General features: G+C 74.4%; 21 protein-coding genes. 8 read left to right on the top strand and 13 right to left on the bottom strand.

The window, feature by feature from the left end; all coding sequences use genetic code 11:
• Positions 1-40: 40 nt before the first annotated feature.
• Genes smpB through BLU55_RS17575 form a run of 4 tightly spaced genes read right to left on the bottom strand, consistent with a single transcriptional unit; the run spans position 41 to position 2,833 of the window.
• The gene (smpB, locus tag BLU55_RS17590) at positions 41-520 is read right to left on the bottom strand and encodes an SsrA-binding protein SmpB (protein WP_091732411.1); all 480 of its coding nucleotides are present in this window, start codon (positions 518-520) and stop codon (positions 41-43) included.
• Positions 521-536: 16 nt separating this feature from the next.
• Positions 537-1,028 (bottom strand): SRPBCC family protein, encoded by a 492-nt coding sequence (locus BLU55_RS17585; protein WP_231916936.1) that lies wholly within the window; start codon positions 1,026-1,028, stop codon positions 537-539.
• 33 nt (positions 1,029-1,061) lie between these two features.
• Positions 1,062-1,814, bottom strand: coding sequence for a mycothiol-dependent nitroreductase Rv2466c family protein (locus BLU55_RS17580; RefSeq protein ID WP_091732408.1), 753 nt, complete (start codon positions 1,812-1,814; stop codon positions 1,062-1,064).
• The gene (locus BLU55_RS17575) at positions 1,811-2,833 is read right to left on the bottom strand and encodes an acyl-CoA desaturase (protein ID WP_091734186.1); all 1,023 of its coding nucleotides are present in this window, start codon (positions 2,831-2,833) and stop codon (positions 1,811-1,813) included. Before BLU55_RS17575 ends, BLU55_RS17580 begins: the two co-directional genes overlap by 4 nt.
• Positions 2,834-2,943: 110 nt before the next feature.
• Here BLU55_RS17575 and BLU55_RS17570 point away from each other — a divergent pair, with 110 nt between their 5' ends.
• Positions 2,944-3,927: a pyridoxal-phosphate dependent enzyme gene (locus tag BLU55_RS17570; protein ID WP_091732406.1), complete on the top strand. Its 984-nt coding sequence runs from the start codon at positions 2,944-2,946 to the stop codon at positions 3,925-3,927.
• 3 nt (positions 3,928-3,930) lie between these two features.
• Here BLU55_RS17570 and BLU55_RS17565 read toward each other — a convergent pair whose 3' ends face one another.
• Both BLU55_RS17565 and BLU55_RS17560 read right to left on the bottom strand, forming a co-directional pair.
• Positions 3,931-6,288 carry an ATP-binding cassette domain-containing protein gene (locus BLU55_RS17565; protein WP_091732403.1) on the bottom strand — a complete coding sequence of 786 codons (2,358 nt, stop codon included), beginning with the start codon at positions 6,286-6,288 and terminating at the stop codon, positions 3,931-3,933.
• Positions 6,285-8,561 carry a glycoside hydrolase family 3 C-terminal domain-containing protein gene (locus tag BLU55_RS17560; RefSeq protein ID WP_091734184.1) on the bottom strand — a complete coding sequence of 759 codons (2,277 nt, stop codon included), beginning with the start codon at positions 8,559-8,561 and terminating at the stop codon, positions 6,285-6,287. The genes BLU55_RS17565 and BLU55_RS17560 overlap by 4 nt, the downstream gene beginning before the upstream one ends.
• A gap of 171 nt (positions 8,562-8,732) precedes the next feature.
• Here BLU55_RS17560 and BLU55_RS17555 point away from each other — a divergent pair, with 171 nt between their 5' ends.
• Positions 8,733-9,878, top strand: a complete 1,146-nt coding sequence (locus BLU55_RS17555) for a sensor histidine kinase (RefSeq protein WP_157682935.1) — start codon at positions 8,733-8,735, stop codon at positions 9,876-9,878.
• A complete protein-coding gene (locus BLU55_RS17550) occupies positions 9,875-10,786 on the top strand; it encodes an alpha/beta fold hydrolase (RefSeq protein WP_091732398.1) in 912 nt (303 codons plus the stop codon). The genes BLU55_RS17555 and BLU55_RS17550 overlap by 4 nt, the downstream gene beginning before the upstream one ends.
• Before the next feature lie 79 nt (positions 10,787-10,865).
• On the opposite strand, the gene BLU55_RS17545 is transcribed toward BLU55_RS17550, so the two are convergent.
• Positions 10,866-12,950 (bottom strand): DEAD/DEAH box helicase, encoded by a 2,085-nt coding sequence (locus BLU55_RS17545; RefSeq protein ID WP_331713568.1) that lies wholly within the window; start codon positions 12,948-12,950, stop codon positions 10,866-10,868.
• Positions 12,951-13,268: 318 nt separating this feature from the next.
• Here BLU55_RS17545 and BLU55_RS17540 point away from each other — a divergent pair, with 318 nt between their 5' ends.
• The 3 genes from BLU55_RS17540 (at position 13,269) to BLU55_RS17530 (ending at position 17,060) form a co-directional block, all read left to right on the top strand.
• Positions 13,269-14,432: an SDR family oxidoreductase gene (locus BLU55_RS17540; protein WP_091732393.1), complete on the top strand. Its 1,164-nt coding sequence runs from the start codon at positions 13,269-13,271 to the stop codon at positions 14,430-14,432.
• 4 nt (positions 14,433-14,436) lie between these two features.
• Positions 14,437-16,239 carry an acyl-CoA dehydrogenase gene (locus BLU55_RS17535; RefSeq protein WP_091732390.1) on the top strand — a complete coding sequence of 601 codons (1,803 nt, stop codon included), beginning with the start codon at positions 14,437-14,439 and terminating at the stop codon, positions 16,237-16,239.
• Between the two features lie 173 nt (positions 16,240-16,412).
• The gene (locus BLU55_RS17530) at positions 16,413-17,060 is read left to right on the top strand and encodes a hypothetical protein (protein ID WP_091732388.1); all 648 of its coding nucleotides are present in this window, start codon (positions 16,413-16,415) and stop codon (positions 17,058-17,060) included.
• Between the two features lie 552 nt (positions 17,061-17,612).
• Here BLU55_RS17530 and BLU55_RS17525 read toward each other — a convergent pair.
• From BLU55_RS17525 to BLU55_RS17510, 4 genes are all read right to left on the bottom strand, one after another.
• Positions 17,613-18,329, bottom strand: a complete 717-nt coding sequence (locus BLU55_RS17525; RefSeq protein WP_091732385.1) for a sulfotransferase-like domain-containing protein — start codon at positions 18,327-18,329, stop codon at positions 17,613-17,615.
• Between the two features lie 70 nt (positions 18,330-18,399).
• Positions 18,400-18,912, bottom strand: coding sequence for a VOC family protein (locus tag BLU55_RS17520; RefSeq protein WP_091732382.1), 513 nt, complete (start codon positions 18,910-18,912; stop codon positions 18,400-18,402).
• Positions 18,913-18,976: 64 nt separating this feature from the next.
• The gene (locus BLU55_RS17515) at positions 18,977-19,615 is read right to left on the bottom strand and encodes a YceI family protein (protein WP_091732380.1); all 639 of its coding nucleotides are present in this window, start codon (positions 19,613-19,615) and stop codon (positions 18,977-18,979) included.
• A 77-nt stretch (positions 19,616-19,692) separates the two neighbouring features.
• The gene (locus BLU55_RS17510; RefSeq protein WP_091732377.1) at positions 19,693-20,472 is read right to left on the bottom strand and encodes a spermidine synthase; all 780 of its coding nucleotides are present in this window, start codon (positions 20,470-20,472) and stop codon (positions 19,693-19,695) included.
• 62 nt (positions 20,473-20,534) lie between these two features.
• Between BLU55_RS17510 and BLU55_RS17505 the strand changes: the two genes are divergently transcribed.
• The gene (locus BLU55_RS17505) at positions 20,535-22,202 is read left to right on the top strand and encodes an alpha/beta-hydrolase family protein (protein WP_091732375.1); all 1,668 of its coding nucleotides are present in this window, start codon (positions 20,535-20,537) and stop codon (positions 22,200-22,202) included.
• A 22-nt stretch (positions 22,203-22,224) separates the two neighbouring features.
• On the opposite strand, the gene BLU55_RS17500 is transcribed toward BLU55_RS17505, so the two are convergent.
• Positions 22,225-22,812 carry a TetR/AcrR family transcriptional regulator gene (locus BLU55_RS17500; protein WP_157682934.1) on the bottom strand — a complete coding sequence of 196 codons (588 nt, stop codon included), beginning with the start codon at positions 22,810-22,812 and terminating at the stop codon, positions 22,225-22,227.
• A 171-nt stretch (positions 22,813-22,983) separates the two neighbouring features.
• Between BLU55_RS17500 and BLU55_RS17495 the strand changes: the two genes are divergently transcribed.
• Positions 22,984-23,226 carry a hypothetical protein gene (locus BLU55_RS17495; protein ID WP_091732369.1) on the top strand — a complete coding sequence of 81 codons (243 nt, stop codon included), beginning with the start codon at positions 22,984-22,986 and terminating at the stop codon, positions 23,224-23,226.
• Here the strand turns inward: BLU55_RS17495 and BLU55_RS17490 are convergent.
• On the bottom strand, positions 23,223-23,981 hold the full coding sequence (locus tag BLU55_RS17490; protein WP_091732366.1) for an esterase/lipase family protein: 759 nt from the start codon (positions 23,979-23,981) through the stop codon (positions 23,223-23,225). The genes BLU55_RS17495 and BLU55_RS17490 overlap by 4 nt on opposite strands.
• Between the last annotated feature and the right edge of the window lie 39 nt (positions 23,982-24,020).

Genomic DNA, 24,020 nt, shown 5'->3' with positions numbered 1-24,020 from the left:
GGCTGCCGGGGCCGCCGGTCTCCTCCTTTCGTCCACCGCCCTAGTCGCGGTGCCCCTTGAGCCGCCGGGAGAAGGCCTGCTCGACCTCGCGGGTGGCCTGGCGCTCGGCCAGGGCGTGGCGCTTGTCCCAGGTCTTCTTGCCGCGGGCCAGGGCGATCTCGACCTTGGCGCGCCCGCCGGAGAAGTAGAGCGACAGCGGGACCAGGGTGAGGCCGGGCTCGGCGAGGCGGCGCTCGATGCGGGAGATCTCGGTGCGGTGCAGCAGCAGCTTGCGCTTGCGGCGGACGGTGTGGTTGGTCCAGGTGCCCTGGGCGTACTGCGGGATGTGGACCTGGTGCAGCCACACCTCGCCGTCCTCGAGGTCGGCGAAGCCGTCGACCAGCGAGGCGCGTCCGGCACGCAGCGCCTTGACCTCGGTGCCCATCAGCACCAGGCCGGCCTCCCAGGTGTCCTCGAGGTGGTAGTCGTGCCGCGCCTTGCGGTTGCGGGCGACGACCAGCTCCTCCTCGCGCTTCTTCACCGGACCATGATGACGCTCAGGCGCCCTGCTCCGCGATCCGTTTGATCGCCGCGAGGGTCACCGGGATCCCGGAGAGCGCGGCGTCGGTGCGGTCCTGGACCTGGGCGTCGGCCTGGTCGGCGTACTTCTCGCGGAAGAACGCCAGGCCGGCGGGCAGGAAGTCCCACGACTCGGTCAGCAGCGTGCCGTCGTCGCCGTGGTCGAGGGTGAACCCCCAGCGCACGTAGCCCTCCCCGACGAGCCAGGCGAACTCGCGGCCCCGGGCCGCGGCGACGACCTGCGAGCGGGTCTCCCAGGTGCGCGTCGGGGTCACGTTGCGGCCGGTGAACCAGGCACCGACGGTCGCGGGGCGCGTCTCGTCGTCCCACCAGCAGGCCTGGCAGATCGGGCTCCACTCGCCGGTGCGGGTGACGTCGCTGACGAGGTCGTAGAGGTCCTCGGCCGAGGCGTGGACGACGATGGACTGCTGGTGGTGCAGCGGGGCGGGTGAGGTGGTCTGCTCGGACACGGGCACCAGCCTGGCAGACGCCCCGGAGCGCTGTCAGCGGTGCTGGCGCCTGCTGCCGCCGTGCCAGTCCTCCTGCTGGCCGACCTCGTCGACCGCGACCCCGAGCCCGGCCAGCTGCGGCCGTTCGCGCAGGCTGCGCTTGAGCTCGGCGAACCCCGCGAACCGGGCCAGGCCCACGACGTGGTCCCACAGCTCGACGGCCGCGTCCTCGTCGGGCAGCCGGCTGATGACCGGTCCGAAGAACGCCGCGCCGTGGGGCGGGTCGACCTGCAGGATCGGGGTGCCGACGTCCCTGCCGGTGAGCGCCAGCGCCTCGTCGGTCTCCGCCTGGAGGGCGGCGTCGCGGGACTCGTCGTCGAGGGCGTCGGCCAGCTCGGCCGGCAGGTCGCACGACGCGAGCACCGGGGCCAGGAAGTCGCGGGTGCCCCGCGCGTCGAGCTGGTGCGCGGCGTCGGTCCACGAGCCGTCGTGCGGGGTGTCGAAGATCGCCGCGCCGAGAGCGGCGTACAGCCTGCCCAGGGCCTCGCCGCCGTGCTCCTCGCGGGTGCGGGCGGCGACGCGGAGCAGCCGCAGGCCGGCGGTGTGCCCCGCGGCGTACTCCGGCGGGAACTGCGCGTCGTAGTCCACCGCCCGGTTGAGCAGGCGCAGCGAGATCAGCCGCCACTCGACCACCAGCGGGTCGCCGGCCGGCTCGCGCTGCCGCTGCACCACCCGCACCCACTGGCTGGTCATCCAGGCGAAGGGGCACACGGGGTCGAACCAGAAGCGGAGGTCGGCGTCGCTCACGCCGCGACCGTACGCCGCCGCAGCCCGGCGCCGACCGCCCGGAGGTGGGTGAAGCCGGCGCGGTAGGCCTCACGGGCGGTCACCTCGGCGTACGGCACCCCGGCGTCCTCGCAGAAGCGGCGCACCACGGGCTGGGCGTGCCGGAGGCTGGCGCGCGGCATGCTCGGGAACAGGTGGTGCTCGATCTGGTAGTTCAGCCCGCCCAGCGCCACGTCGACGAACCAGCCGCCGTGGATGTTGCGCGAGGTCAGCACCTGGCGCAGCAGCGGGTCGGCGGCCTGCTCGGGCCCGAGCACGGGCATCCCCTTGTGGCCGGGCGCGAACGACAGGCCGAGATAGATCCCCTGCAGGCTCTTGTGGAGCGCCGCGAAGGCCAGCGCCTGCGGCCAGGTGAGCGTGGTGACCAGCAGCGCGACGTAGCCGCCGAGGTGCAGCGCGAGCAGCACGGCCTCGGCGGCCCGGTCGCGCAGGTCGGGCTGGAAGACCCGCCGCACGCTGTGCACGTGCAGCGCCACCGCCTCGCCCAGCAGCATCGGCACGAACAGCAGCGCCTGGTGGGCGGTGACCCAGCCCGCCAGGCCACGACGCTCGTCGGCCTGCTCGGCGGTCCACACCAGCGCACCGACGGCGACGTCGGGGTCGGTCGCGAGGTCGTTGGGGTGCGCGTGGTGGGCGTTGTGCTTGGCCACCCACCAGCCGTAGCTCAGCCCCGCCAGGCCGTTGCCGACCAGGACGCCCAGCACCCGGGTGGGCACCCGGCCGCGCGTGACCTGGCGGTGGCCGACGTCGTGGCCCAGGAAGCCGAACTGGGTGGAGACCACCGCCAGCACGGGGGCCAGGAGCAGCAGCCACCAGGAGTCGCGCCAGGTGAGCATGGCCGCGACCACCAGGGCCGCCACCAGCAGCGCCGTGCCACCGGCCAGGGCGTAGAAGCGGCGCCGTGGGGCCAGCAGCCCCAGGGACCGGATCTCGCGTGCCAGCCCGGCGTAGCCGGCCGTCTCTGCTCGGGCTGTCGTCATGACGGCCACCTCTCGTGGCACCCGCCTGCGCCACGTCCTGCTGGACCGGGCCGAGGGGGGTGTCCTCACCACGGTACGCCGCGGCACGGCCGGCCTGCCAGGATCGGACGATGAGCGACTCCCCGCCCCCCGACGTCGTCGGCCTCGGCTCCTACCCCACCCCGGTCGAGCGGGCACCGCGCCTGGCGGCCGCCCTGGGCCTGGAGCCCGACGACCTGGTGGTCAAGCGTGACGACCTGCTCGGACTCGGGGCCGGCGGCAACAAGGTCCGCAAGCTCGAGCGCACCGTGGCAGTGGCGCTGCGACGGGGCGCGACCAGCCTGGTCACCACCGGCGCCGCCCAGAGCAACCACGCCCGGCTGACCGCCGCGGCCGGCGCCCGGCTCGGCCTCGGGGTCGAGCTGGTGCTCGCGGGCGACGAGCCGCCGCACGTCGCGGGCAACCTGCTCCTCGACCGGCTGCTCGGGGCCCGCCTGCACTGGGCCGGCGCGGTCGACACCCCGGGGCTCGAGCGGCTGGCGGCGCAGCGGGTGGCCGACCTGGCGTCCGCGGGCACCGTCGCCGAGCTGATCCCCTACGGCGGCTCCAACGCCGTGGGCGCCGCGGCGTACGCCGACGCGGGCCGCGAGCTGCTCGCCCAGGTGCCCGACGTGGCGCACGTGGTGGTCGCGGTCGGGTCGGGCGGCACCCAGGCCGGCCTGGTCGCCGGCCTCGGGACCGGACGCGTGCTGGGCGTCGACACCGGCGCCACGGCCGACCCCGTCGAGCGGGTCACCGGGCTGGTCCGCGAGCTGGGCGCCGACCCGACGGGGCTGCGGCTGCGGCTGGACCAGGTGGGCCAGGGCTACTCGACCTTCCCCGAGCCGGTGCGCGACGCGCTCGTGCTGGCCGCGCGCACGGAGGGACTGGTGCTCGACCCCGTCTACACCGGCCGGGCGCTCGCGGGGCTGGCGGCGGCCGTGCGCGACGGCGACGTGCGGCCCGGCGAGCGCACCGTGCTGCTCCACACCGGCGGCCTGCCCGGGCTCTTCGGGTCGGCGTCGGCGCCCGGGTGGGCGGCGGGGCTCGCCCCGGGGACCGGGTCGCGGGGCTGACCCTCAGCCCGCGACGTACGCCGCCAGGTGCTGCCCGGTGAGCGTCGACCGGTCGGCCACCAGCTGGGCCGGCGTGCCCTCGAAGACGACCCGGCCGCCGTCGTGGCCGGCGCCCGGACCGAGGTCGACGACCCAGTCGGCGTGGGCCATCACGGCCTGGTGGTGCTCGATCACCACGACCGAGCGGCCGGAGTCGACCAGCCGGTCGAGCAGGCCCAGCAGCTGCTCGACGTCGGCGAGGTGGAGACCCGTGGTGGGCTCGTCGAGCACGTAGACCTCGCCCTTCTCGGCCATCTGGGTGGCCAGCTTGATCCGCTGCCGCTCGCCGCCGGAGAGCGTGGAGAGCGGCTGGCCCAGGGTGAGGTAGCCCAGGCCCACGTCGGCCAGGCGTCGCAGCACCGCGTGGGCGGCGGGCGTGCGCGCCTCGCCCTCGGCGAAGAACGCCTCGGCACGGCTGACCGACATCGCGAGCACGTCGGCGATGTTCTCCCCGCCGAGGGTGTGCTCCAGGACGGCGGCCTGGAACCGGCGGCCCTCGCACTCCTCGCAGGTCGACTCGACGGTGTCCATGATGCCGAGCTCGGTGAAGATGACACCGGCGCCGTTGCAGGCCGGGCAGGCTCCCTCGGAGTTGGAGCTGAACAGCGCCGGCTTGACGCCGTTGGCCTTGGCGAAGGCCTTGCGGATCGGCTCCAGCAGCCCGGTGTAGGTCGCGGGGTTGCTGCGCCGCGAGCCCCGGATGGCGCCCTGGTCGACCACGACGACGCCGTCGCGGCCAGCGAGGTGACCGTGGACCAGCGAGCTCTTGCCGGAGCCGGCCACCCCGGTGACGGCGCACAGCACGCCGAGCGGCACGTCGACGTCGACGTCGCGCAGGTTGTGCTCGCGGGCACCGCGGACCTCGAGCACGCCGGTCGGCGTGCGGACGGACTCCTTGAGGCGGGCTCGGTCGTCGAGGTGGCGACCGGTGACGGTGTCGCTGGCCCGCAGCCCGGCCACGTCGCCCTGGTAGGTGACCTGGCCGCCCGCGGTGCCCGCCCCGGGCCCGAGGTCGACCACGTGGTCGGCGATCGCGATGGTCTCGGGCTTGTGCTCGACGACGAGCACGGTGTTGCCCTTGTCGCGCAGCTGGAGCAGCAGGGAGTTCATCCGCTCGATGTCGTGGGGGTGCAGCCCGATGGTCGGCTCGTCGAAGACGTAGGTCACGTCGGTCAGCGACGACCCGAGGTGGCGGATCATCTTGGTCCGCTGCGACTCGCCGCCCGAGAGCGTCCCCGACGACCGGTCCAGCGAGAGGTAGCCGAGCCCGATCTCCACGAAGGAGTCGAGCAGGTGCCGCAGGCCACCGAGCAGCGGCGCCACCGACGGCTCGTCGAGGTCGCGCAGCCAGGCGGCCAGGTCGCTGATCTGCATGGCGCACAGCTCGGCGATGTTGCGGCCCCCCACCCGGGAGGCGAGCGCCTCCCGGGAGAGCCGGGTGCCGCCGCAGTCGGGGCAGGCGGTGAAGGTGACCGCCCGCTCGACGAAGCGGCGCACGTGCGGCTGCATCGACTCGACGTCCTTGGTCAGGGTGGTCTTCTGCAGCTTGGTCAGCACGCCCTCGTAGGTGAGGTTGATGCCCTCGACCTTGATCTTGGTGGGCTCGGCACGCAGCAGCTTCTCGAGCTCGGCGGGCGTGAACTCCCCGACCGGCTTGTCCATCGGCAGCCCGGCGCCGGCGAAGATCCGGCCGTACCAGCCGTCCATGCTGTAGCCCGGCACCGTCAGGGCGCCGTCGGCCAGGCTCCTGGAGGCGTCGAAGATCGCGGTCAGGTCGATGTCGGTGACCGCGCCCGTGCCCTCGCAGCGCGGGCACATGCCGCCCTGGTAGACCGCGTCCTTGACCACCGTCTTCTGCTGGGTGCCGCCCTTCTCGGTCCTCATCACCCCGCTCGCGACGCGGGTCGGCACGTTGAAGGAGTACGCCGTCGGCGGGCCGACGTGGGGCTGCCCGAGCCGGCTGAAGAGGATCCGCAGCATCGCGTTGGCGTCGGTCGCGGTGCCGACCGTCGAGCGCGGGTTGGCGCCCATCCGCTCCTGGTCGACGATGATCGCCGTCGTCAGCCCGTCGAGCAGGTCGACCTCGGGGCGGGCCAGGGAGGGCATGAACCCCTGCAGGAAGGCGCTGTAGGTCTCGTTGATGAGGCGCTGGGACTCCGCGGCGATGGTCGCGAACACCAGCGAGCTCTTGCCCGACCCGGAGACGCCGGTGAAGGCCGTCAACCGCCGCTTGGGGATCTCGACGTCGACGTCGCGCAGGTTGTGCACGCGTGCGCCCTGGACCCGGATCAGGTCGTGGTGGTCGGCGGGGTGCTCGCTCACAGCCGCTCCAGCATCGTCACCAGGGTGGCGTGGTCGAGCCCGCCCTGGCCGAAGCCGGCCAGGGTCTCCAGCGGCATCGAGCCGATGACGGTCACCATCTGGGCGTCGGTGAGGATCCCGCCCCCGCCCGGCGCGGAGGCGGTCACCTCCTCGAGCAGCGCCCGGCCGCGCTCGTCGGCCAGCCACTCGTGCAGGCTCGACCACCCCGTGAGCGGCGGGGCCACCGAGGGGGCGTCGAGGTGGAGCGTCTCGGCGTGGGGCAGGTCGCGCGAGGAGGTGCCGACCCGCAGCACGAACTCGCCGGCCTCGACGGCCCAGCGCCCGAGCACCTCGGACCAGAACGAGAACGCACGGGCGTCCAGCCGCAGCCGGGCGGTCGCGGACTCCCCCGGGCCGAGGTGGACGCGCGCGAAGGCCCGCAGCTCCCGGTCGGGTCGCGCCACCGACGCCTCGACGTCCTCGACGTAGAGCTGCACGACCTCGGCGCCCGGACGGCTGCCCGTGTTGGTCACCTCCACGGCGACCTCGACGGCGAGGTCGCCCCCGGCGACCGAGCCGGTGACCTCGACCGCGGGGCGCCCCAGCGCGAAGGTCGTGTAGGAGAGGCCGAAGCCGAAGGGGTGGCTGACCTCCTGGTCGCGGTGGTCGTAGCCGCGGTAGCCGACGAAGACGCCCTCGCCGTAGACCACCCGCTGGGAGTCGCCCGGGAAGGACAGGTAGGACGGGTTGTCCTCCAGGCGCAGCGGCACGGTCTCGGCGAGCTTGCCGCCGGGCGTGGCCCGCCCGAGCAGCAGGTCGGCCGCGCCCCCGCCGGAGGCCTGTCCTCCCAGCCAGCACTCCAGGACCGCCCCGGCCAGGTGCTCCCAGGTCGAGAGCCGCACGACCGACCCGTTGGACAGCAGCACCACCACCCGGTCGTGGACCGCGGCGACGGCCTCGAGCAGCGCGAGCTGGGCCGGGGGCAGGTCGAGGTGGGTGCGGTCGAAGCCCTCGGACTCCGCGGCCGCCGGCAGGCCCAGGCTCAGCACGACGGTGTCGGCGTCCCGGGCCAGGGCCACCGCCTCCTGCACCAGCGCGGTGTCGGGCTGCTCGTCGTCGAGCCGGAAGCCGGCCGCGTGGCGGACCTCGACGCCCTCCGGGACCAGGGCGACCAGCTCGTCGAGCAGGGTGTCGACCCGGGTCGGGGCCACCTGCGAGCTGCCGGCGCCCTGGTAGCGCGGGTCGGTGGCGAACGCACCGACGACGGCGAGCGTGGTGCCGGCCGCGGGCTCCAGCGGCAGCAGGTCGCCGTCGTTCTTGAGCAGCACCGCGGCGGCGGCCGCCGCCCGACGGGCCAGGGCGTGGTGGCGGTCGACGGCCTGGGGCTCCGAGGCGTCGCTGCCGTGCTCGTCGAGGGTCGGCTGCGCCCTCGCGACCAGCTCGAGCACGCGTCGCACGCCCCGGTCCAGGACCTCGCGCGGGAGCGCCCCCGAGGCCAGCGCCTCGAGCACGGCGGTGTCGCTGTGGCCGTGCTGCGGCGGCATCTCGAGGTCGAGCCCCGCGGCGAGCGCGGCGACGCGGTCGTGGACCGCGCCCCAGTCGGAGACCACCAGGCCCTCGAAGCCCCACTCGCCGCGCAGCACCTCGGTGAGCAGCCACGGGTGCTGGGAGGCGTGCACCCCGTTGACGCGGTTGTAGGAGCACATCACCGTCCAGGGCTGGGCGGCGGTGACGACGCGCTCGAACGCCGGGAGGTAGATCTCGCGCAGGGTGCGCTCGTCGACCTCGGCCGAGACCCGCACCCGGTCGTCCTCCTGGTTGTTGGCCGCGTAGTGCTTGAGCGAGGTGCCGACGCCACCCTCCTGGACCGCGCGCACCATCGCCAGGGCGAGCTCGCCGGCGAGGTGGGGGTCCTCGGAGAAGTACTCGAAGTTGCGCCCGCACAGCGGGGAGCGCTTGATGTTGACCCCCGGCCCGAGCACGACCGACACGCCCTGCTCGCGCGCCTCGTGCGCCAGCGCGTGCCCGACCTCGGCCACCAGCTCGGGGTCCCACGACGACGCCAGGCCGGCCGCCGGCGGGAAGCAGGTGGCGGGCAGGCTGCCGCCGATGCCGGCGTGGTCGCTCTCCGCGGGCTGCATCCGCAGGCCGTGGGGGCCGTCGGCCACCATGATCGCGGGCAGGCCCAGCCGGGGCACGGCGGCGGTGTGCCAGAAGTCGCCCCCCAGCACGAGCGAGGCCTTCTCCTGGTCCGTCAGGTCGCGGAGCAGGGCGTCGACGTCGAGCGCGGGCATGGGTGCCTCCAGGTGCCGGGACGGGGGGTCGACGCCCACCATGCCCCACCGCGCGGCGACGCGCCGGGGACCGAGACGCGCGATGCCCGGTCTGTCACCATGTGCTCCGATCGGTCGAGGCAGGAGGTGGCAGTGCGCAGGTGGTGGGCCCGTCGGCGCCGGGCGGGACGGGTGACGGAGGTCGCCGAGCTGCGTCGCCGGCTGCAGCACTACGAGGCGCTGTTCGCCGACAACCCGCACGCGACCTTCACCCTCGACGCCACCGGCACCTTCGTGGAGGCCAACGAGGTCACCCAGGAGATCAGCGGCTACCCGCTGGAGCAGCTGCGACGGCTCAGCTTCGACCGGCTGCTGCCCGCGGACGTCGTGCCGGACGCCGCGAAGGCGTTCGCGGACGCCTGGTCGCGCGAGCCCCAGAAGGTGCACACGGCGATGCGGACCCGCACCGGCGAGGTGCTCGACCTCAACGTCGCGCTGGTGCCGGTCGTGGTCGACGGCGAGGTGGTGGCCGTGCACGGCGTCGCGGAGGACATGACGGTCGAGACCGGGATGCGGCGCGACCTCGAGGCGGCGCGGCGCACGGCCGAGCAGGCCGACCAGGCCAAGTCGATGTTCCTGGCCAACATGAGCCACGAGGTCCGCACCCCGCTGACCAGCATCCTGGGCAACAGCGAGCTGCTGGCCGACAGCGACCTCGACGACGACCAGCGCCGGCGCCTCGAGGTGGTGCAGCGCTCGGCACTGCAGCTGCTGCGCCTGGTCAACGACATCCTCGACGTCTCGCGGCTCGAGGCCGGCAAGCTGACCGTGACCGCCGAGCCGATGTCGGTGCCGGCGCTGGTCGAGGAGGTCCTGGTGTGGGCGGCGCCGGCCGCCGACCGGGCCGGCCTCGAGCTGGTCGGCGAGGTCGAGCCCGACGCGCCGCACCGGCTGCGGGCCGACCCGCTGCGGGTCACCCAGGTGCTGACCAACCTGGTCGGCAACGCCGTGAAGTTCACCGAGGCCGGCAGCGTGCGGCTGCTGGTCTCGCGCGCGGTCACGACCTCGGGCGAGCCGGCCGTCCGGTTCGTGGTCGCCGACACCGGCCCCGGCATCGACGACGGCCAGCTCGAGTCGCTCTTCGAGTCCTTCACCCAGGCCGACCCCACCCAGACCCGGCGCCACGGCGGGGCGGGCCTCGGCCTCGCGATCTGCCGCGAGCTCGTCGAGCTGCTCGGCGGCCGGCTCGAGGCGAGCAGCACCCCCGGGGTCGGCAGCCGCTTCGGGGTGACGCTCCCGCTCGACGCGGCCCCGTCGCGGGGCATGCTGGAGCGGTGATCGAGCTCCCCGGCTTCACCGTCCACGACGTCGACGTCCCCGCTCCCGACCTGGAGCCGGACGCCACCGTCCGGGTCCGGGCGCAGGTGGGGGGCTCCGGACCGCCGGTGCTGCTGCTGCACGGCTACCCGCAGACCCACGCGATGTGGCACCGGGTCGCCCCGGCCCTGGCCGAGCACCACACGGTCGTGGCCGCCGACCTGCGGGGGTACGGCGACTCCGCCAAGCCGCCCGGCGGGGGCGACCACGCGGCGTACTCCAAGCGGGCGATGGCCGCCGACCAGGCCGGCCTGATGGCGGCCCTGGGCCACGAGCGGTTCGCCGTGGTGGGCCACGACCGGGGCGCCCGCGTCGCACACCGGCTCTGCCTCGACCACCCCGCGCGCGTGACCCGGGCGGCGGTGCTCGACGTGGTGCCGACCCGGCACGTCTTCGGACACGTCGACCGGGCGCTCGCGCAGACCTACGAGCACTGGTTCTTCCTCAGCCAGGAGGGCGACCTGCCCGAGCGGATGATCGGCGCGGACCCCGCCCTCTACCTGCGCACCAAGCTGGGGCGCTGGTCGGCGGACCCGGACGCGTTCGGCGAGCGGGCCGTGGAGGAGTACGTCCGCTGCTTCTCCTCCCCCGAGGCGGTGCACGCGACCTGCGAGGACTACCGCGCGGCGGCCACCATCGACCTCGAGCACGACGAGGTCGACGCCCTCGCGGGCCACCGCGTCACCGCCCCGCTGCTCGCGCTGTGGGGTGCGCGCGGCTTCGTCGGCTCGGCGTACGACGTGCTGGGGGTGTGGCGGGCCTACGCCGACGACGTGCAGGGCGAGGCGCTCGACTGCGGCCACTTCCTCCCCGAGGAGGCGCCCGGGGCGACGACCGCGGCCCTGCTGGGGTTCCTGGCGGGCCGCTGATCACCCGGACGTCCGGGTAATCAGTCACTTGACGCGTGTTGCAACGGACGTCAGGTAGCTGGAAAGGACGTCCAGTGGCTCAGGCCGCCGCGCGCTCCTCGAGGGCGTCGGTGAGCAGGGCGACCAGGGCCTCGAGCTGTACGTCGACCGAGGTGGCGACGTCCTCGCCGGCGCCGTCGAGCGCGCGGGCGGCGAGGCCGGCCTTGCGGTCGATGACCTCGGCGATGCGGGTGTCGATGGTCTGGGTCGCGATGATGCGCCACGCCGTGACGGGCTCGGCCTGGCCGATGCGGTGCACCCGGTCGATCGCCTGGGTCTGCTCGGCGTCGGTCCACGACAGCTCCGCGAGCACCAGGTTGGAGGCGACCTGCAGGTTCAGCCCGACGCCGGCGGCGGTCAGCGAGCACACCACCACCTTGACCTCGGGGTCGTTGACGAAGGAGTCGATCTGCTCCTGGCGGTGCTTGGTGCTCTGGTCGCCGCGGATCGAGGTGTAGCGCAGGCCACGCTTGTCGAACAGCTCCTCGGCGGTGTCCATGACGTCGACGTGCTTGGCGAAGAACACCACCTTGCCGACGCTGCGGGCCAGCTGGGCGGCGTAGTCGGCCGCCAGCCCGGCCTTGGCCTGGCCGATGCGGCGCAGCATGCCGAAGACGTTCTCGCCGGTCTTGGTCGAGGAGTCCTCGCGCTCCCAGCCGGCGACGCGGCGGACCAGCTCGCGGTCGATGCCCTCGAGCACCGGCCCCGAGCTGCGGGTGGCCATGGCGCTGTCGTAGCGGTGCACCAGCCGACGGGCCAGCTCGCGCTCGGCGGCGCGGATCGAGCGTCCGGCCTCGTCGTCGAGCTCGACCGGCAGGTCGGCCACGCGGCGGGCGGGGATGTCGGCGGCGACGTCGACCTTGCGGCGGCGCACGATGCCGAGGTCGATGACGCTCTGCCGGGCCGCGGGGTAGAAGCCCGGGTCCTGGGGCGTCATCCCGGTCTCCTCGAGCGCCTCCATGAGGTCGCCCAGCGGGACCTTGTCGTTGATCCAGCCGAGGAACTCCCAGATCGCCTGGAAGTCCTCGATGTCGTTGATCAGCGGCGTGCCGGTCAGCGCCATCAGCAGCGGCGCGCCGGCCCGGGCCCGGATCTTCTCCGAGAGGTGGAGCACGTGCTGGGAGCGCTGCGACTGCTTGTTCTTGATGAAGTGCGCCTCGTCGACCACCATGCCGCGGAAGCCGAAGTCGCCGAGCCAGCCGACGTGGCGGTCGAGCACCTCGTAGTTGACGACGACGATGTCGGCGAAGCCGTCGACGCCGTGGCCGTCGCCGTGGATCACGGTGGCCGGGCGCTGCGGCGTCCACAGCCCGGCCTCGCGGGCCCAGTTGGTCTTGACGACGTTGGGCACCACGACCAGCAGCGGGAACGCGTCGGCGGCCTGGGCGGCCAGCAGCGCCTGCGCGGTCTTGCCCAGGCCCGGCTCGTCGGCCAGCAGGAAGGTGCGGTGGCCGGCGGCGGCCGAGGCGACCAGCTGCGCCTGGTGGGGCATCAGCTCGAGGCCGTCGGGCGCCTTGAAGGCGCCGGGGTCGGTCTCGAGGTCGGGCAGCGGCATGCAGGCGGCGGCGCCGGGGCCGGCGTACTCGAAGGAGCGGAACAGCGGGCCGAGCAGCTCCCAGCCGGAGAGCCGGCGCGCCTTGGCGCGGACCTGGCGGGCGTGGGTGAAGTCGGGGACGAGGAAGGGGTTGGCGAGCTGGCGCGAGATCACCGACTGCGGCACCACCTGGCGCTGCGTGGTCGGCAGGGCGTCCTCGACGACCTCGGTCTCGGCCTCCTCGGGAGCCTCGAGGCCGGCCTCCTCGAGCATCTCGCGCTTGAGGATCTTGGCCGACTCGGAGATCTCGGCGTGCTCGTCGAGCAGGGTGAACAGCGTGCTGTCGCGGGCAGCGGTGGTGGCCAGGATGGTCGCGATGCCGTCGAGGCGCTTGAGCTGCTCGGCGCGACGGGAGTCGTTGAGGGTGTTGTCCTGCTTGACGCGGGTGCGCTCGTCGCGGGCGAGCAGCGCGACGACCTGGAACTTCGTGCGGACCGACGGCATCACCGAGCCCTTGCCGACGGCGTTCTCGACCTCGCGGACCGTGCGCGCGAGCACCGGGATGATGCCCTCGTTGTCGCCCGGACGCACGCGGCGTCGCTGGCCGTTCCCCCCGCGCCTCGCGCCGGACTGGCGCTGGCCTCCTCGAGCCACAGGCTCCTCCTCCGTGTGCCCGTCACCGGCGCCGTCCCGGAGGACGTGGCGCCGGTCGTCGGACAGCGATCGTCCACCCCTGCTGGTCGGTCCGAACGGCCACGCCCGCGTTGGTCGGGCCTGGCGCGTGACTCCCGGGTCAGGCCGGGAACGGCCACGTCCGGGTGGGACCACGGCCGAGAGCTACGGCCGCTACGCCGTCATGCTACCCGCACCGGTGCTCGGACGCTTGGCGATGCCGCCTACCGTCGAGCAGTGACCGAAGCCGACCCGTCCCCCGTCCCCTCCACCCCCACCCGCGAGACCACCGCCGACACCGGCGGCACCGCCCTGGTCGTGGGCGCGACCGGCATCGCCGGCGGCGCGCTGTGCCGGCTGCTCGTCGCCCGGGGCTGGGAGGTCCTGGGCCTGTCCCGCAGCGGCCGCGAGCTGCCCGGGGTGCGCCCCGTGCAGGCCGACCTGACCGACGCGCGGTCCCTGCGCGACGCGCTCGCCGGGCACCGACCCACCCACGTCTTCGTCACCGCGTGGGCGCGCCAGGACTCCGAGGAGGAGAACATCCGCGTCAACGGCGCCATGGTGCGCGACGTCCTCGAGGCCGTGCGGCCCGCGGACGGCGAGGCCGCGTCGGTGCGCCACGTGGCGCTGCTGACCGGGCTCAAGCACTACCTCGGCCCGTTCGAGGCCTACGGCCAGGGCGAGGTGCCGGACACGCCGTTCCACGAGGACGAGGACCGCCTGCCCTACCCGAACTTCTACTACGCGCAGGAGGACGAGCTGTTCGCCGCCGCCGAGCGCGACGGCTTCACCTGGAGCGTGCACCGGGCGCACACCATCATCGGCTCGGCGCTGGGCAACGCGATGAACATGGGCCAGACCCTGGCGGCGTACGCCGCGATCTGCCGCGAGCTCGACCGGCCCTTCGTGTTCCCCGGCTCGCAGACCCAGTGGAACGGCGTCACCGACATGACCGACGCCGACCTGCTCGCCGAGCAGCTGCACTGGGCGGCCACCGACCCGGCCGCGGCGGACACGGCGTTCAACGTCGCCAACGGCGACGTCTTCCGCTGGCGCTGGCTGTGGCCCCGGCTCGCCGAGCGCCTCGGCGTGCGTCCCGAGGGCTTCGAGGGCGAGCCGCGCCCGCTCGAGGAGCAGATGGCCGACGCCGCCCCGACCTGGCGCACCGTGGCCGAGCGCGAGGGCCTCGCCGAGGCCGACCTCGACCGGGTCGCCTCCTGGTGGCACACCGACGGCGACCTCGGCCGCGACATGGAGTGCCTGACCGACCTGGCCCGCAGCCGACGGGCCGGGTTCACCGGCCACCGGGTCACCCTCGACGCCTTCCTCGACCTGTTCGACCGGCTCGAGGCCGACGGCGTCGTCCCGGCGCCCCGCACGTCGGCGCCGGTGGCAGGCTGAGCCCATGGCCTCCTCGCTGCTGATGTCGCGCCGCGACCTCGACTTCCTGCTCCACGACTGGCTGGGCGTCGAGCGCCTGGTCGAGCGGGAGCGGTACGCCGAGCACGACCGCGAGACCTTCGACGCCGTCCTCGACCTGGCCGAGCAGCTGGCGACCGAGCACTTCGCGCCGCTCAACCGGGAGGCCGACACCCACGAGCCCCACGTCGGCGAGGACGGGCGCGTCGTGCAGCCCGCGTCGGTGAAGGCCGCGCTGGCGGCGTACACCGCCTCGGGGCTGCCGACCAGCGTCTTCGACGCCGAGCTCGGCGGCATGCAGCTGCCGTTCGTGGTGCACCAGGCGGCGTCGAGCTGGTTCCAGGCGGCCAGCATCGGGGCCTTCGCCTACCCGTTCCTGGCCGAGGGCAACGCCAACCTGCTGGCGACGTACGGCACGCCGGAGCAGGTCGCGACGTACGCCGAGCCGGTGGTGGCGGGCCGCTGGTACGGCACCATGGCGCTCTCCGAGCCCCAGGCGGGGTCCTCGCTCGGCGACATCACCACCCGTGCCGTGCGGCAGGACGACGGCAGCTACCGGGTCACCGGCACCAAGATGTGGATCTCCGGCGGCGACCACGAGCTGGCCGAGAACATCGTCCACCTGGTGCTGGCCAAGACCCCGGACGCGGCGCCCGGCACCAAGGGCATCTCGCTGTTCATCGTGCCCAAGTGGCTCCCCGCCGACGACGGGTCGGTCGGCGAGCGCAACGACGTGGCGCTGGTGGGGCTCAACCACAAGATGGGCTACCGCGCCACCACGAACACGCTGCTCAACTTCGGCGAGGGCCTCGCCACCCCGGGCGGCCGGGCCGGTGCGGTCGGCCACCTCGTGGGCGAGGAGGGTCGCGGCCTGACCTACATGTTCCACATGATGAACGAGGCGCGCGTCAGCGTCGGCGCCGGTGCGATGGCGCTCGGCTACACGGGCTACCTGCACTCGCTGGAGTACGCCCGCGTGCGCACCCAGGGCCGCCCGCTCGACCGCAAGGACCCCACGACCCCACCGGTGGCGCTCGTCGAGCACGCCGACGTCCGGCGGATGCTGCTGGCGCAGAAGTCGTACGTCGAGGGCGCGCTCGCGCTGGTGCTGTTCTGCGCCCACCTCGTCGACGAGTCGCGGACCCACCCCGACGCCGACGCCGCCCGCGAGGCCGAGCAGCTGCTCTCGCTGCTCACCCCCATCGCGAAGTCGTGGCCCTCGCAGTGGTGCCTGGCCGCCAACGACCTCGCGATCCAGGTGCACGGCGGCTACGGCTACACCCGCGACCACCCGGTCGAGCAGCTCTACCGCGACAACCGGCTCAACCCGATCCACGAGGGCACCCACGGCATCCAGGCGCTCGACCTGCTCGGCCGCAAGGTCGTCGAGGGCGGTGGCCGCTCGCTCGGCGTGCTCGGCGCCCGGATCGCGACCACCGTCGAGGCGGCCCGGGCCGCCGGCGGCGAGCCCGCGGCGTACGCCTCGGCGCTGGGGGGCACCTGGGACGAGCTGGTCCGGGTGACCGGCGTGCTGTGGGAGAAGGGCGACCCGGCGCTCGCGCTGGCCAACGCCACGGCGTACCTCGAGGCGTTCGGGCACGTCGTCGTGGCGTGGCTGTGGCTCGAGCAGCTGGTCGCGGTCGGCTCCGCGCAGGGCAGGTTCCCCGACGGCAAGCGGGCCGCGGCGAGGTACTTCTACGCCGTGGAGCTGCCGCGCACCGGGCCGGTGCTGGCCCTGCTCGCCTCTCTCGACACCACCACGCTCGACCTCGACCCCGACGTGCTCTGACCGCCACGGGCCGCGTGGCGGCACCTCGCCAGCGCGGGGAGCCGTCCGCGGGTTCCGCTACCGGCGCGTCCGCCCTAGTCTCCGAAACAGGTGCCGATGACAACCATCGGCGCCCCGGACCTCGGGGGGACGAGATGGGTGGAGCAGCAGCACGCACGGCACGGTGGGTCGCGGTGGCCCTGGTCGCGGGGGCCGGCACGCTCGGCGCGGCCACGCCCGCCTCGGCGGCCCCGGGCGTGTGCGCCGGCGTCAGCGGGTGCCGGGTGGTGAGGTCGGCCGACGTCGACGGCAACGGCACCGCCGACCAGATCGGCGTCGTGCGCAAGGGCGGCTCGGGCGCTGACCAGGGCACCGTCACGGTGCGGGTCCGCACCCGGCCCGGCACGATCGTGAAGGCCACCCGCACCCTCACCAGCTGGAGCGGACCCGTGTGGCAGGGCAGCGCCACCCTCGACGAGCGCACGGGCAAGGACCTCGTCGTCGGGTTCACCCAGGGCGCGCACGCCGAGTTCTTCCGGGTGCTCACGTTCAGGGGCGGCAAGCTCGTCACGCTGCCCGCCCCCGGCGGCGGCACCTGGACCGTCGACGGCGCCCTGATGGACGACGTCGGCTGGGCCCGCAGCACGGACGACCCCCGCGGCCTGGTCCGCGCCCGCGTCGCCGAGCGCGACGCCGACGGCGTCATGCAGGGCACCGTGACCACGTGGCGGCACTCGTCGTCCGGCTGGAAGAGGGGCGCCGTCAAGAAGTACCCCGACATGACCGACGAGGCGGCCGGCGCCTTCGCCGGGTGGAAGGTCGCGGGGCTGCCGCGGTTCTGACCTGCTGCGGGGCGCGGCGCCGCGTCCCGGGGGCGTCCGGGGTCGTCCCGGGGCGCTCGGGGCAGGACGTCATGCGAGACGGCCGCCCCGACGACCACCTCGTACGACGCACGCCCCAGCCGTGGGACGTCATGCGAAGTGGGGGTCCAAGCCCACGATTCGCATGACGTCGCGCCGGGCCGAGGAAGACGTCATGCGAGCTGGCTGCTCTGACGACCACCTCGTACGACGTCGCGCCGGCTCGGGGCAGGACGTCATGCGAGACGGCCGCCCCGACGACCACCTCGTACGACGCACGCCCCAGCCGTGGGACGTCATGCGAAGTGGGGGTCCAAGCCCACGATTCGCATGACGTCGCGCCGGGCCGAGGAGGACGTCATGCGAGCTGGCTGCTCTGACGACCGCGTTGGATGACGTTGCGGCGTCGCGAGGCGGGAGGTCATGCGAGCTGGCCGCCCCGACGACCACCTCGTACGACGTCCGCCGCCCAGCCGCGGGACGCCATGCGAAGTGGGGGCCCAAGGCCACCATCCGCATGACGTTGCGTCACCCCTACAGCGCGTGGGCGACGAGCCGCTCGTAGACCGGCACCGCCCGGACGTACGCCGCGTGGAGGCGCGGCTGGTCGGGGCCGGGGGCGGGCGGGGGCGGGCGGAGCTCGCCGAAGCCGGTGGTGCGGGTGGTGGAGCCGTGCCACTCGCCCCACAGCTCCCACTCGGGGCGCATGCCGGGCTCCCAGGTGAGGGCGTCGGGGTCGGGCTCGAGGCCCATGGCGTCGCACCAGCGGCCGACGACGGCGGCGGGGTCGGCGCAGAGCCGGTCGGCGTCGACGACGACGAGGGGCTGGCCGAGGGACTCGACGATGTCGGCGGCCTCGTCGAGGTGGGGCCAGCCGGTCTCCTCCTCGGTGAAGTCGGGCCAGTGGCGTGCCAGCGAGGGCAGCGTGGCGGCCGGGTCGCGCACGAGGAAGCAGTTGCGGAAGCGGGCCAGCAGGTCGGGGCCGAGCAGCTCGACGGCCTGGTAGGCCATGTCCTTGACGAAGACGGGCCGCTCGCGAGCGGCGTCCTCGATCTCCTCGAGGATCTCCAGCGCCGCGCTGTGGGGCATCTCGGAGTCGTAGCGCTGCGAGCGCCGGTCGGGACCGTAGTAGTAGGCCCGCGAGAACGGCTCGTCGAGGACGGTGTGGTCGCCGCGCTCGCTCACCATGCGCTCGAACGACGTCGAGACGGAGCGGGGGACGGACCACAGGACCGTGATCGGGTGGCTCATCGGCGCACTCCTCGGGGGTCGGAGGCCCGCAGCGTGCCCAGGTGCGCCGAGCGGAAACCCGCGTGCGGGCTCAGGCGGGGGTGTCCTCCACCACGCGGCCGGCGGTGCGGCGTCCGCCCCAGCGCGCGACCTCGGCCGCGAGGTCGAGCCGCTCGGTGGTCGCGGAGTGCGCGAGCTCGCCCCAGTCGGCGCGGGGCAGCATCCACATGACCTCGAACTCGTTGCCGTCGGGGTCGACGCCGTAGATGCTCTTGGTGGCCCCGTGGCTGGACTCCCCGGTGCAGGCCCCCAGGCCGACCAGCGTGGTGCGGGCCTCCTCGAGGTCCTCGACCGTGTCGACCTGCCAGGCCAGGTGGTAGAGCCCCACCGTCCCGGGCTGTCGGGGCGGGGCGTCGGCCCCGACCCCGAACAGACCCAGGTCGTGGTGGTTCTCCGAGCGCGGCATCCGCAGGAACGCCGCGTCGGCCCGAGGCTCGCGGGCGACCACCTCCACGCCGAACGCCGCGGTGTAGAACTCCAGCGCCCGCTCCAGGTCGGAGACGAAGAGCACCGCGTGGTTCAGGCGTACGACGGGGACGGCCATGTCACTCCTCCTGGGAGCCTCGTGCAGGGGTGGTGGGACGGGCCCGCGAGGGCCGCGGGGTGAGTCAGGCGGACTTGATCGCGGAGACGTCGAACTCGAGCTTGATCTTCTCGGAGACGAGCACGCCACCGGTCTCGAGCGCGGCGTTCCAGGTGAGGCCGAAGTCCTTGCGGTTGATGGTGGTCGCGCCCTCGAAGCCGATGCGGGTGTTGCCGAACGGGTCGACGGCCGAGCCGGTGGACTCGAAGTCGATCGAGAGGGGCTGCGAGACGCCCTTGATGGTGAGGTCGCCGGCCAGGCGCCACACGTCGTCCTCGACGCGCTCGACCGAGGTGGTGACGAAGGTGATCTCGGGGTTGGCGTCGGCGTCGAAGAAGTCGCCCGAGCGCAGGTGGCCGTCGCGGTCGGCGGAGCCGGTGTCGATGCTGGCGGTCTTGATGACGACCTTGGCGTGGGAGGCCGACGGGTTGGCGGTGTCGACGTGGGCGGTGCCCTCGAAGTCGCCGAACGAGCCGCGGACGGTGGTGACCATCGCGTGGCGGGCGGAGAAGCCGATGCGGCTGTGGCTGGGGTCGATCGTGTACTCGCCCGAGATGTCGGACAGGTGCGTGGTCGGCGCGTCGAAGACGGCGGACGCGGCGCCACCGGTGCCGGTGACCTCGGGGGTGGTGTCGGACTTGTCGGAACGGTTGAACAGACCCATGACGAGCTCCTGTGCGAGGTAGGTGTGCAGTTGAGACTTCAACTACAGGACTCATCCTACGCGCAACATTTGAAATGTCAAGTGTCGATCCGGAGCGGGTCCGCCCGCGGCGCGCCACCGCCGAGCACGCTGCCGACCTGCTCCCCCGCCAGCACGCGGTACGGCGCCGCCGAGGTGGTCGCGCTGCGCTCCAGAGCCCGCCGCAGCCGGTCGTCCCCGCCCGCCACGAGCAGCAGGTTGCCCGGGCGGCGGCCCTTCAGCGTCGCGGGCTCGGCGCTCACGAGGACCTCGGCGAAGCAGGTGCGCAGCCCGGCCAGCACGTCGCGGGCCAGCGCGAAGGGGGCCCGGTCGGCCACGTTGGCGAGCAGCACCCCACCGACCCCCAGCACCCGGGCGTACGCCGCCGCCGCCTCGGCGCTGACCAGGTCCTCGGGCATCTCGCCGTCGCGGTAGGCGTCGAGCACCACCACGTCGACGGCGTCGTCGCGCACGGCCTCCAGGCCCTCGCGCCCGGCCACCGGACGGACCCGGATGCCGCTCCGTCGCGGCAGCGGGAGCTCCTCGCGGATCCGGGCGGTGAGGGCCTCGTCGGGCTCGAGCACCACCTGCCACGACGTCGGCCGCGTGGCGGCCACGTAGCGCGGCAGCGTCAGGCCGGCTCCCCCGACGTGGAGCACCCGCACGGGCCGGCCCGGCTCGCCCACCGCGTCCAGGACGTCGCCCATCCGCCGCACGTAGTCGAAGACGAGCCGCGTGGGGTCGCCGAGGTCGACGCACGACTGGTCGCGCCCCCCGACCCGCACCACGAACGCCCCCTCGCGCTCGGTCGGCAGGATCTCCACGTCGGCGTCGCCCATGCCCCCATCCTCCGGCACCGCTGGTCCAGTTCCTCTCCGCCCGGAGAACGTAGGATCCCGGCGTGCCCACCCCACCCGGACGCGCCGGGGCCGCCACCCGCTGGCTGCAGGCCCGCAGCCCCCTGGGCCTCGTGCTGGCCGTGCTGCTCCTCGACGCCACGCTGGCGCCGTCGCTGCTGGCCCGCACGTGGGTCTTCCAGGGCGTCCTGAGCGGGGTCGGCCTGGCCGTGGGGTACGCCGTCGGCGCGCTGCTGACGGCTGCCGGGACCCGGTTGCTGCGGCTGGTCGGGTGGGACCCGCCGCGGCTGGGCGCCCGGCCCCGGCTGGTGCTGGTCGTGGTGCTGCTCGGGGTGGCCGTCGTGGGCATCGCCCGCGCGGCCGGCCAGCACCGCTGGACCTGGGAGCGCCTGGGCTACACGCCCACCCTCACCGCCACGGCGTACGCCGGTGCGCTGGGCCTGGCCCTGGCCACCCTGCTCGTGCTGCTGGCGGTGGCGTGGCTGGTGCGCCTGCTGCACCGCCGCGTCACCGCCCTGGGGGCGCGCTGGCTGCCCGCCTCGGTGGCCGGCGTGCTCGCCCTCGTGGTGGTCGCGTGGGGACTGCTGGCGGCCAGCAGCACGTGGGTCCTCGACCGCACGCTGGAGGGGATGAACGACACCTTCGCGGCCCAGGACCTCCAGGTGCGCAGCAGCACCCAGGCCCCGGCCGCGGGGTCGCTGCGCTCGGGGGCTCCCGGATCGCTGGTCGACTGGGCCGAGGTCGGCCACCAGGGGCGCCGCTTCCTCAGCGGCGGGCCGACCGTCGAGGAGCTCGCGTCGCTGGCGCCCGATCCCGACGCGGTCCGCGAGCCGGTGCGGGTCTTCGTGGGCCGCTCCAGCGCCGACGACGTCGCCGGCCGGGTGCGGCTCGCGCTGGCCGAGATGGACCGCCTCGACGCGTGGGACCGCTCCGCGGTGCTGGTCGTGGTGCCGACCGGCACCGGGTGGGTCAACGAGCAGGTCGTCTCCCCGCCCGAGCACCTCCTCGACGGCGACGTCGCGACCGTCGCCGTGCAGTACTCCCACCTGCCGAGCCCGATGGCCTACCTCGCCGAGCACGAGGGCGCCGGCGAGACCGGTCGCCAGCTCGTGGGCGCGGTCCGCGCCCGCCTCGACGCCCTGCCGGCGGATCGGCGACCCGCGCTGCTGGTGGCGGGCGAGAGCCTGGGGAGCCACGGCGCCTCCGAGGCGTTCGCCGACCTCGACGACCTCGTGGCCCGCACCCGCGCCAGCCTGTGGATCGGGCCCCCGGAGTTCGTCCACCTGCGCCGCGAGGCCGAGCGCGAGCGCCGACCGGGCTCGACGCAGGTGCGCCCCGTGGTCGGCGACGGGCGCGACCTCGTCTTCGCCAACCGCCGCTCCGACCTCGAGGGCACCCGCCCCCGCGCGGTCTTCCTGCAGCAGGCCGACGACCCGATCGTGTGGTGGGACGCCCCGACCCTGTGGCAGCGGCCCGACTGGCTCGCGGAGCCCCTGGACCCGGCGGTCAACCCCGCCATGAGCTGGTGGCCCGCGGCGACCTTCCTCAACCTCACGGTGGACATGGCGGTCGGCAACGACTTCGACGAGGACCACGGCCACCTCTACGGCACCCAGCCGCTGGACGCCTGGGTCGCGATGCTCCACCCGGCCGGCTGGGACGCCGACCGCGTCGAGCAGCTGCGCGAGCGCCTGGCCCGGCTCTCCCGCTGAGCGGCGGACCGCCACGGTGCGGTCAGGCCGTGGCGAGGACCGCCTCGACCTCGCGGTCGGCGTACGCCGCCAGCGGGTCGTCGTGGCGCAGCCACAGGCTGCTCAGCACGCCGGCGCAGACGTGGACCAGCATCGCGGCGCTCACCTCGAGCGGGCGGCCACCGGTGACCTCGCCGTCCTCGAGCGCCTCGTCGAGGTGGGTCAGGGTGTACTCGCGCAGCTGGGTGACGCGCTCCCGGACCAGCGCCCGCACCCGGTCATCGGCGGCCAGCACGTCGGTGAGCCCGCTGAGGATCAGCCGGCTGGTCAGCAGCTCGGGGTCGTCGCCGACGAGGTCGGCGTACAGCAGCCGCAGCGCCGCGAGCCCGCGGGCCTCGCGGTAGCCGCGCAGCGTGAGGTGACCACTCAGCTGCAGCGCGGCGTCGACCACGAGCTGGTGGACGAGGTCGTCCTTGTCGGAGAAGTAGTGGCGGATGGCGCCGTGGGCGTAGCCGCAGCGCTCGGCCAGGTCGCGCATCCGGAGCGCGTCGAAGCCGCCCTCGGCCACCATCGCGCGGGCCTCCAGCAGGATCTCGCTGCGTCGCTTGTCGTGGTCCACGCGTCTGGGCACGCCGTGCTCCTCTCGTCCCCCCGGGCAGTCCCGGGGCGGGGCAGGGACCATGGTGCGGCCGGGGCCCCGGATCTCGGTACCCAGGGGGCGGCCTTCTCACGTGCAGGACAACCTCCCGGTCACCTCACGCGGCGCACCGGGGATGATGGGCGCCGAGACGAAGGAGCCCCCGTGACCGAGTTCGACCCCAGCGAGGACGGCATGAAGTCCTTCCTCGACCACATCGGCGCCCGCGTGAAGTCGGCCGTGGACGACGTGGTGGCCCACACCATCGACGAGGACCTCGAGACGGCCGTGAGCACGCTGCACGCCGTCCTCAACACCATCCCCGGGCTGGAGTTCGACCGCGCCTGGGCCCAGGAGGCCGTGGAGACGCTGCGGCGCGGCGACCCGCTGGAGATCCAGATCGGCTAGTCGGCGAGCCGCCGGGCGACCGTCAGCCACACGTCGGGGTCCAGGCCGAGCCCGAGGTGGGTCGAGCCCACCTCGACGTGGTCGACCCGCGGCGAGGCGTGGTCCACGCACGCCTGCCACGCGACCACCCCGTCGCGGCGGCTCAGCACCGCGGTGACGGGCACCCGCACCGGCCGGTCTCGGTCCAGGGCCCGGCCCTGCCGGGTGATGCGCTCGAGCTCGCGACGCGGGTAGGCGCGCGCGAGGGCGGTGTAGCGGGGGCCGCCGACGACCGGCGAGCCGTAGGTGACGACGCGGCGCACGGCCTCGGGCTCGCGGCGCGCGACCTCCCGGGCGATGACCCCGCCGAGGCTCCACCCGACCAGCGACACCGGGCCCTGCTCCTCGGCGATCGCCAGCACACGCGTGGCGACCCGGTCGGTGTCGCGCTCGGGGCTGCCGCCGTTGGTGCCCAGCCCCCACGAGCGGGCGTCGTACCCCAACCAGCGCAGGTAGGTGCGCAACCCCCAGGCCGTCGCCTCCGGCGCCCGCCAGCCGGGCAGGTCGATGACGACGTGGCCGTCGCCCCGGGGGGCGGTCGCGAGGCGCGGCAGGGCGGCGGGCAGGCGCAGCGCGGCGGCCGGGCCCAGCAGCTCGCCGAGCCCGAGGCGGTGCGACGGCGGCCCGGTGGGGCGCGCCAGGAGGGCGACGGGGCGTGCCCGCGAGGTGAGGCCGGTCTGGGCCAGCGCGCTGCGCGCCCGGGCGAGGGAGGACATCTGACGAGACTACGGATGCGTCGGCTACCGGCGGGTACG

The sequence above is a fragment of the Nocardioides scoriae genome (genome assembly GCF_900104965.1).
GTDB lineage: Bacteria > Actinomycetota > Actinomycetes > Propionibacteriales > Nocardioidaceae > Marmoricola > Marmoricola scoriae.
The sequence above is the reverse complement of the archived record's forward strand: the minus strand, read 5'-3'. Positions and strand labels throughout refer to the sequence as shown.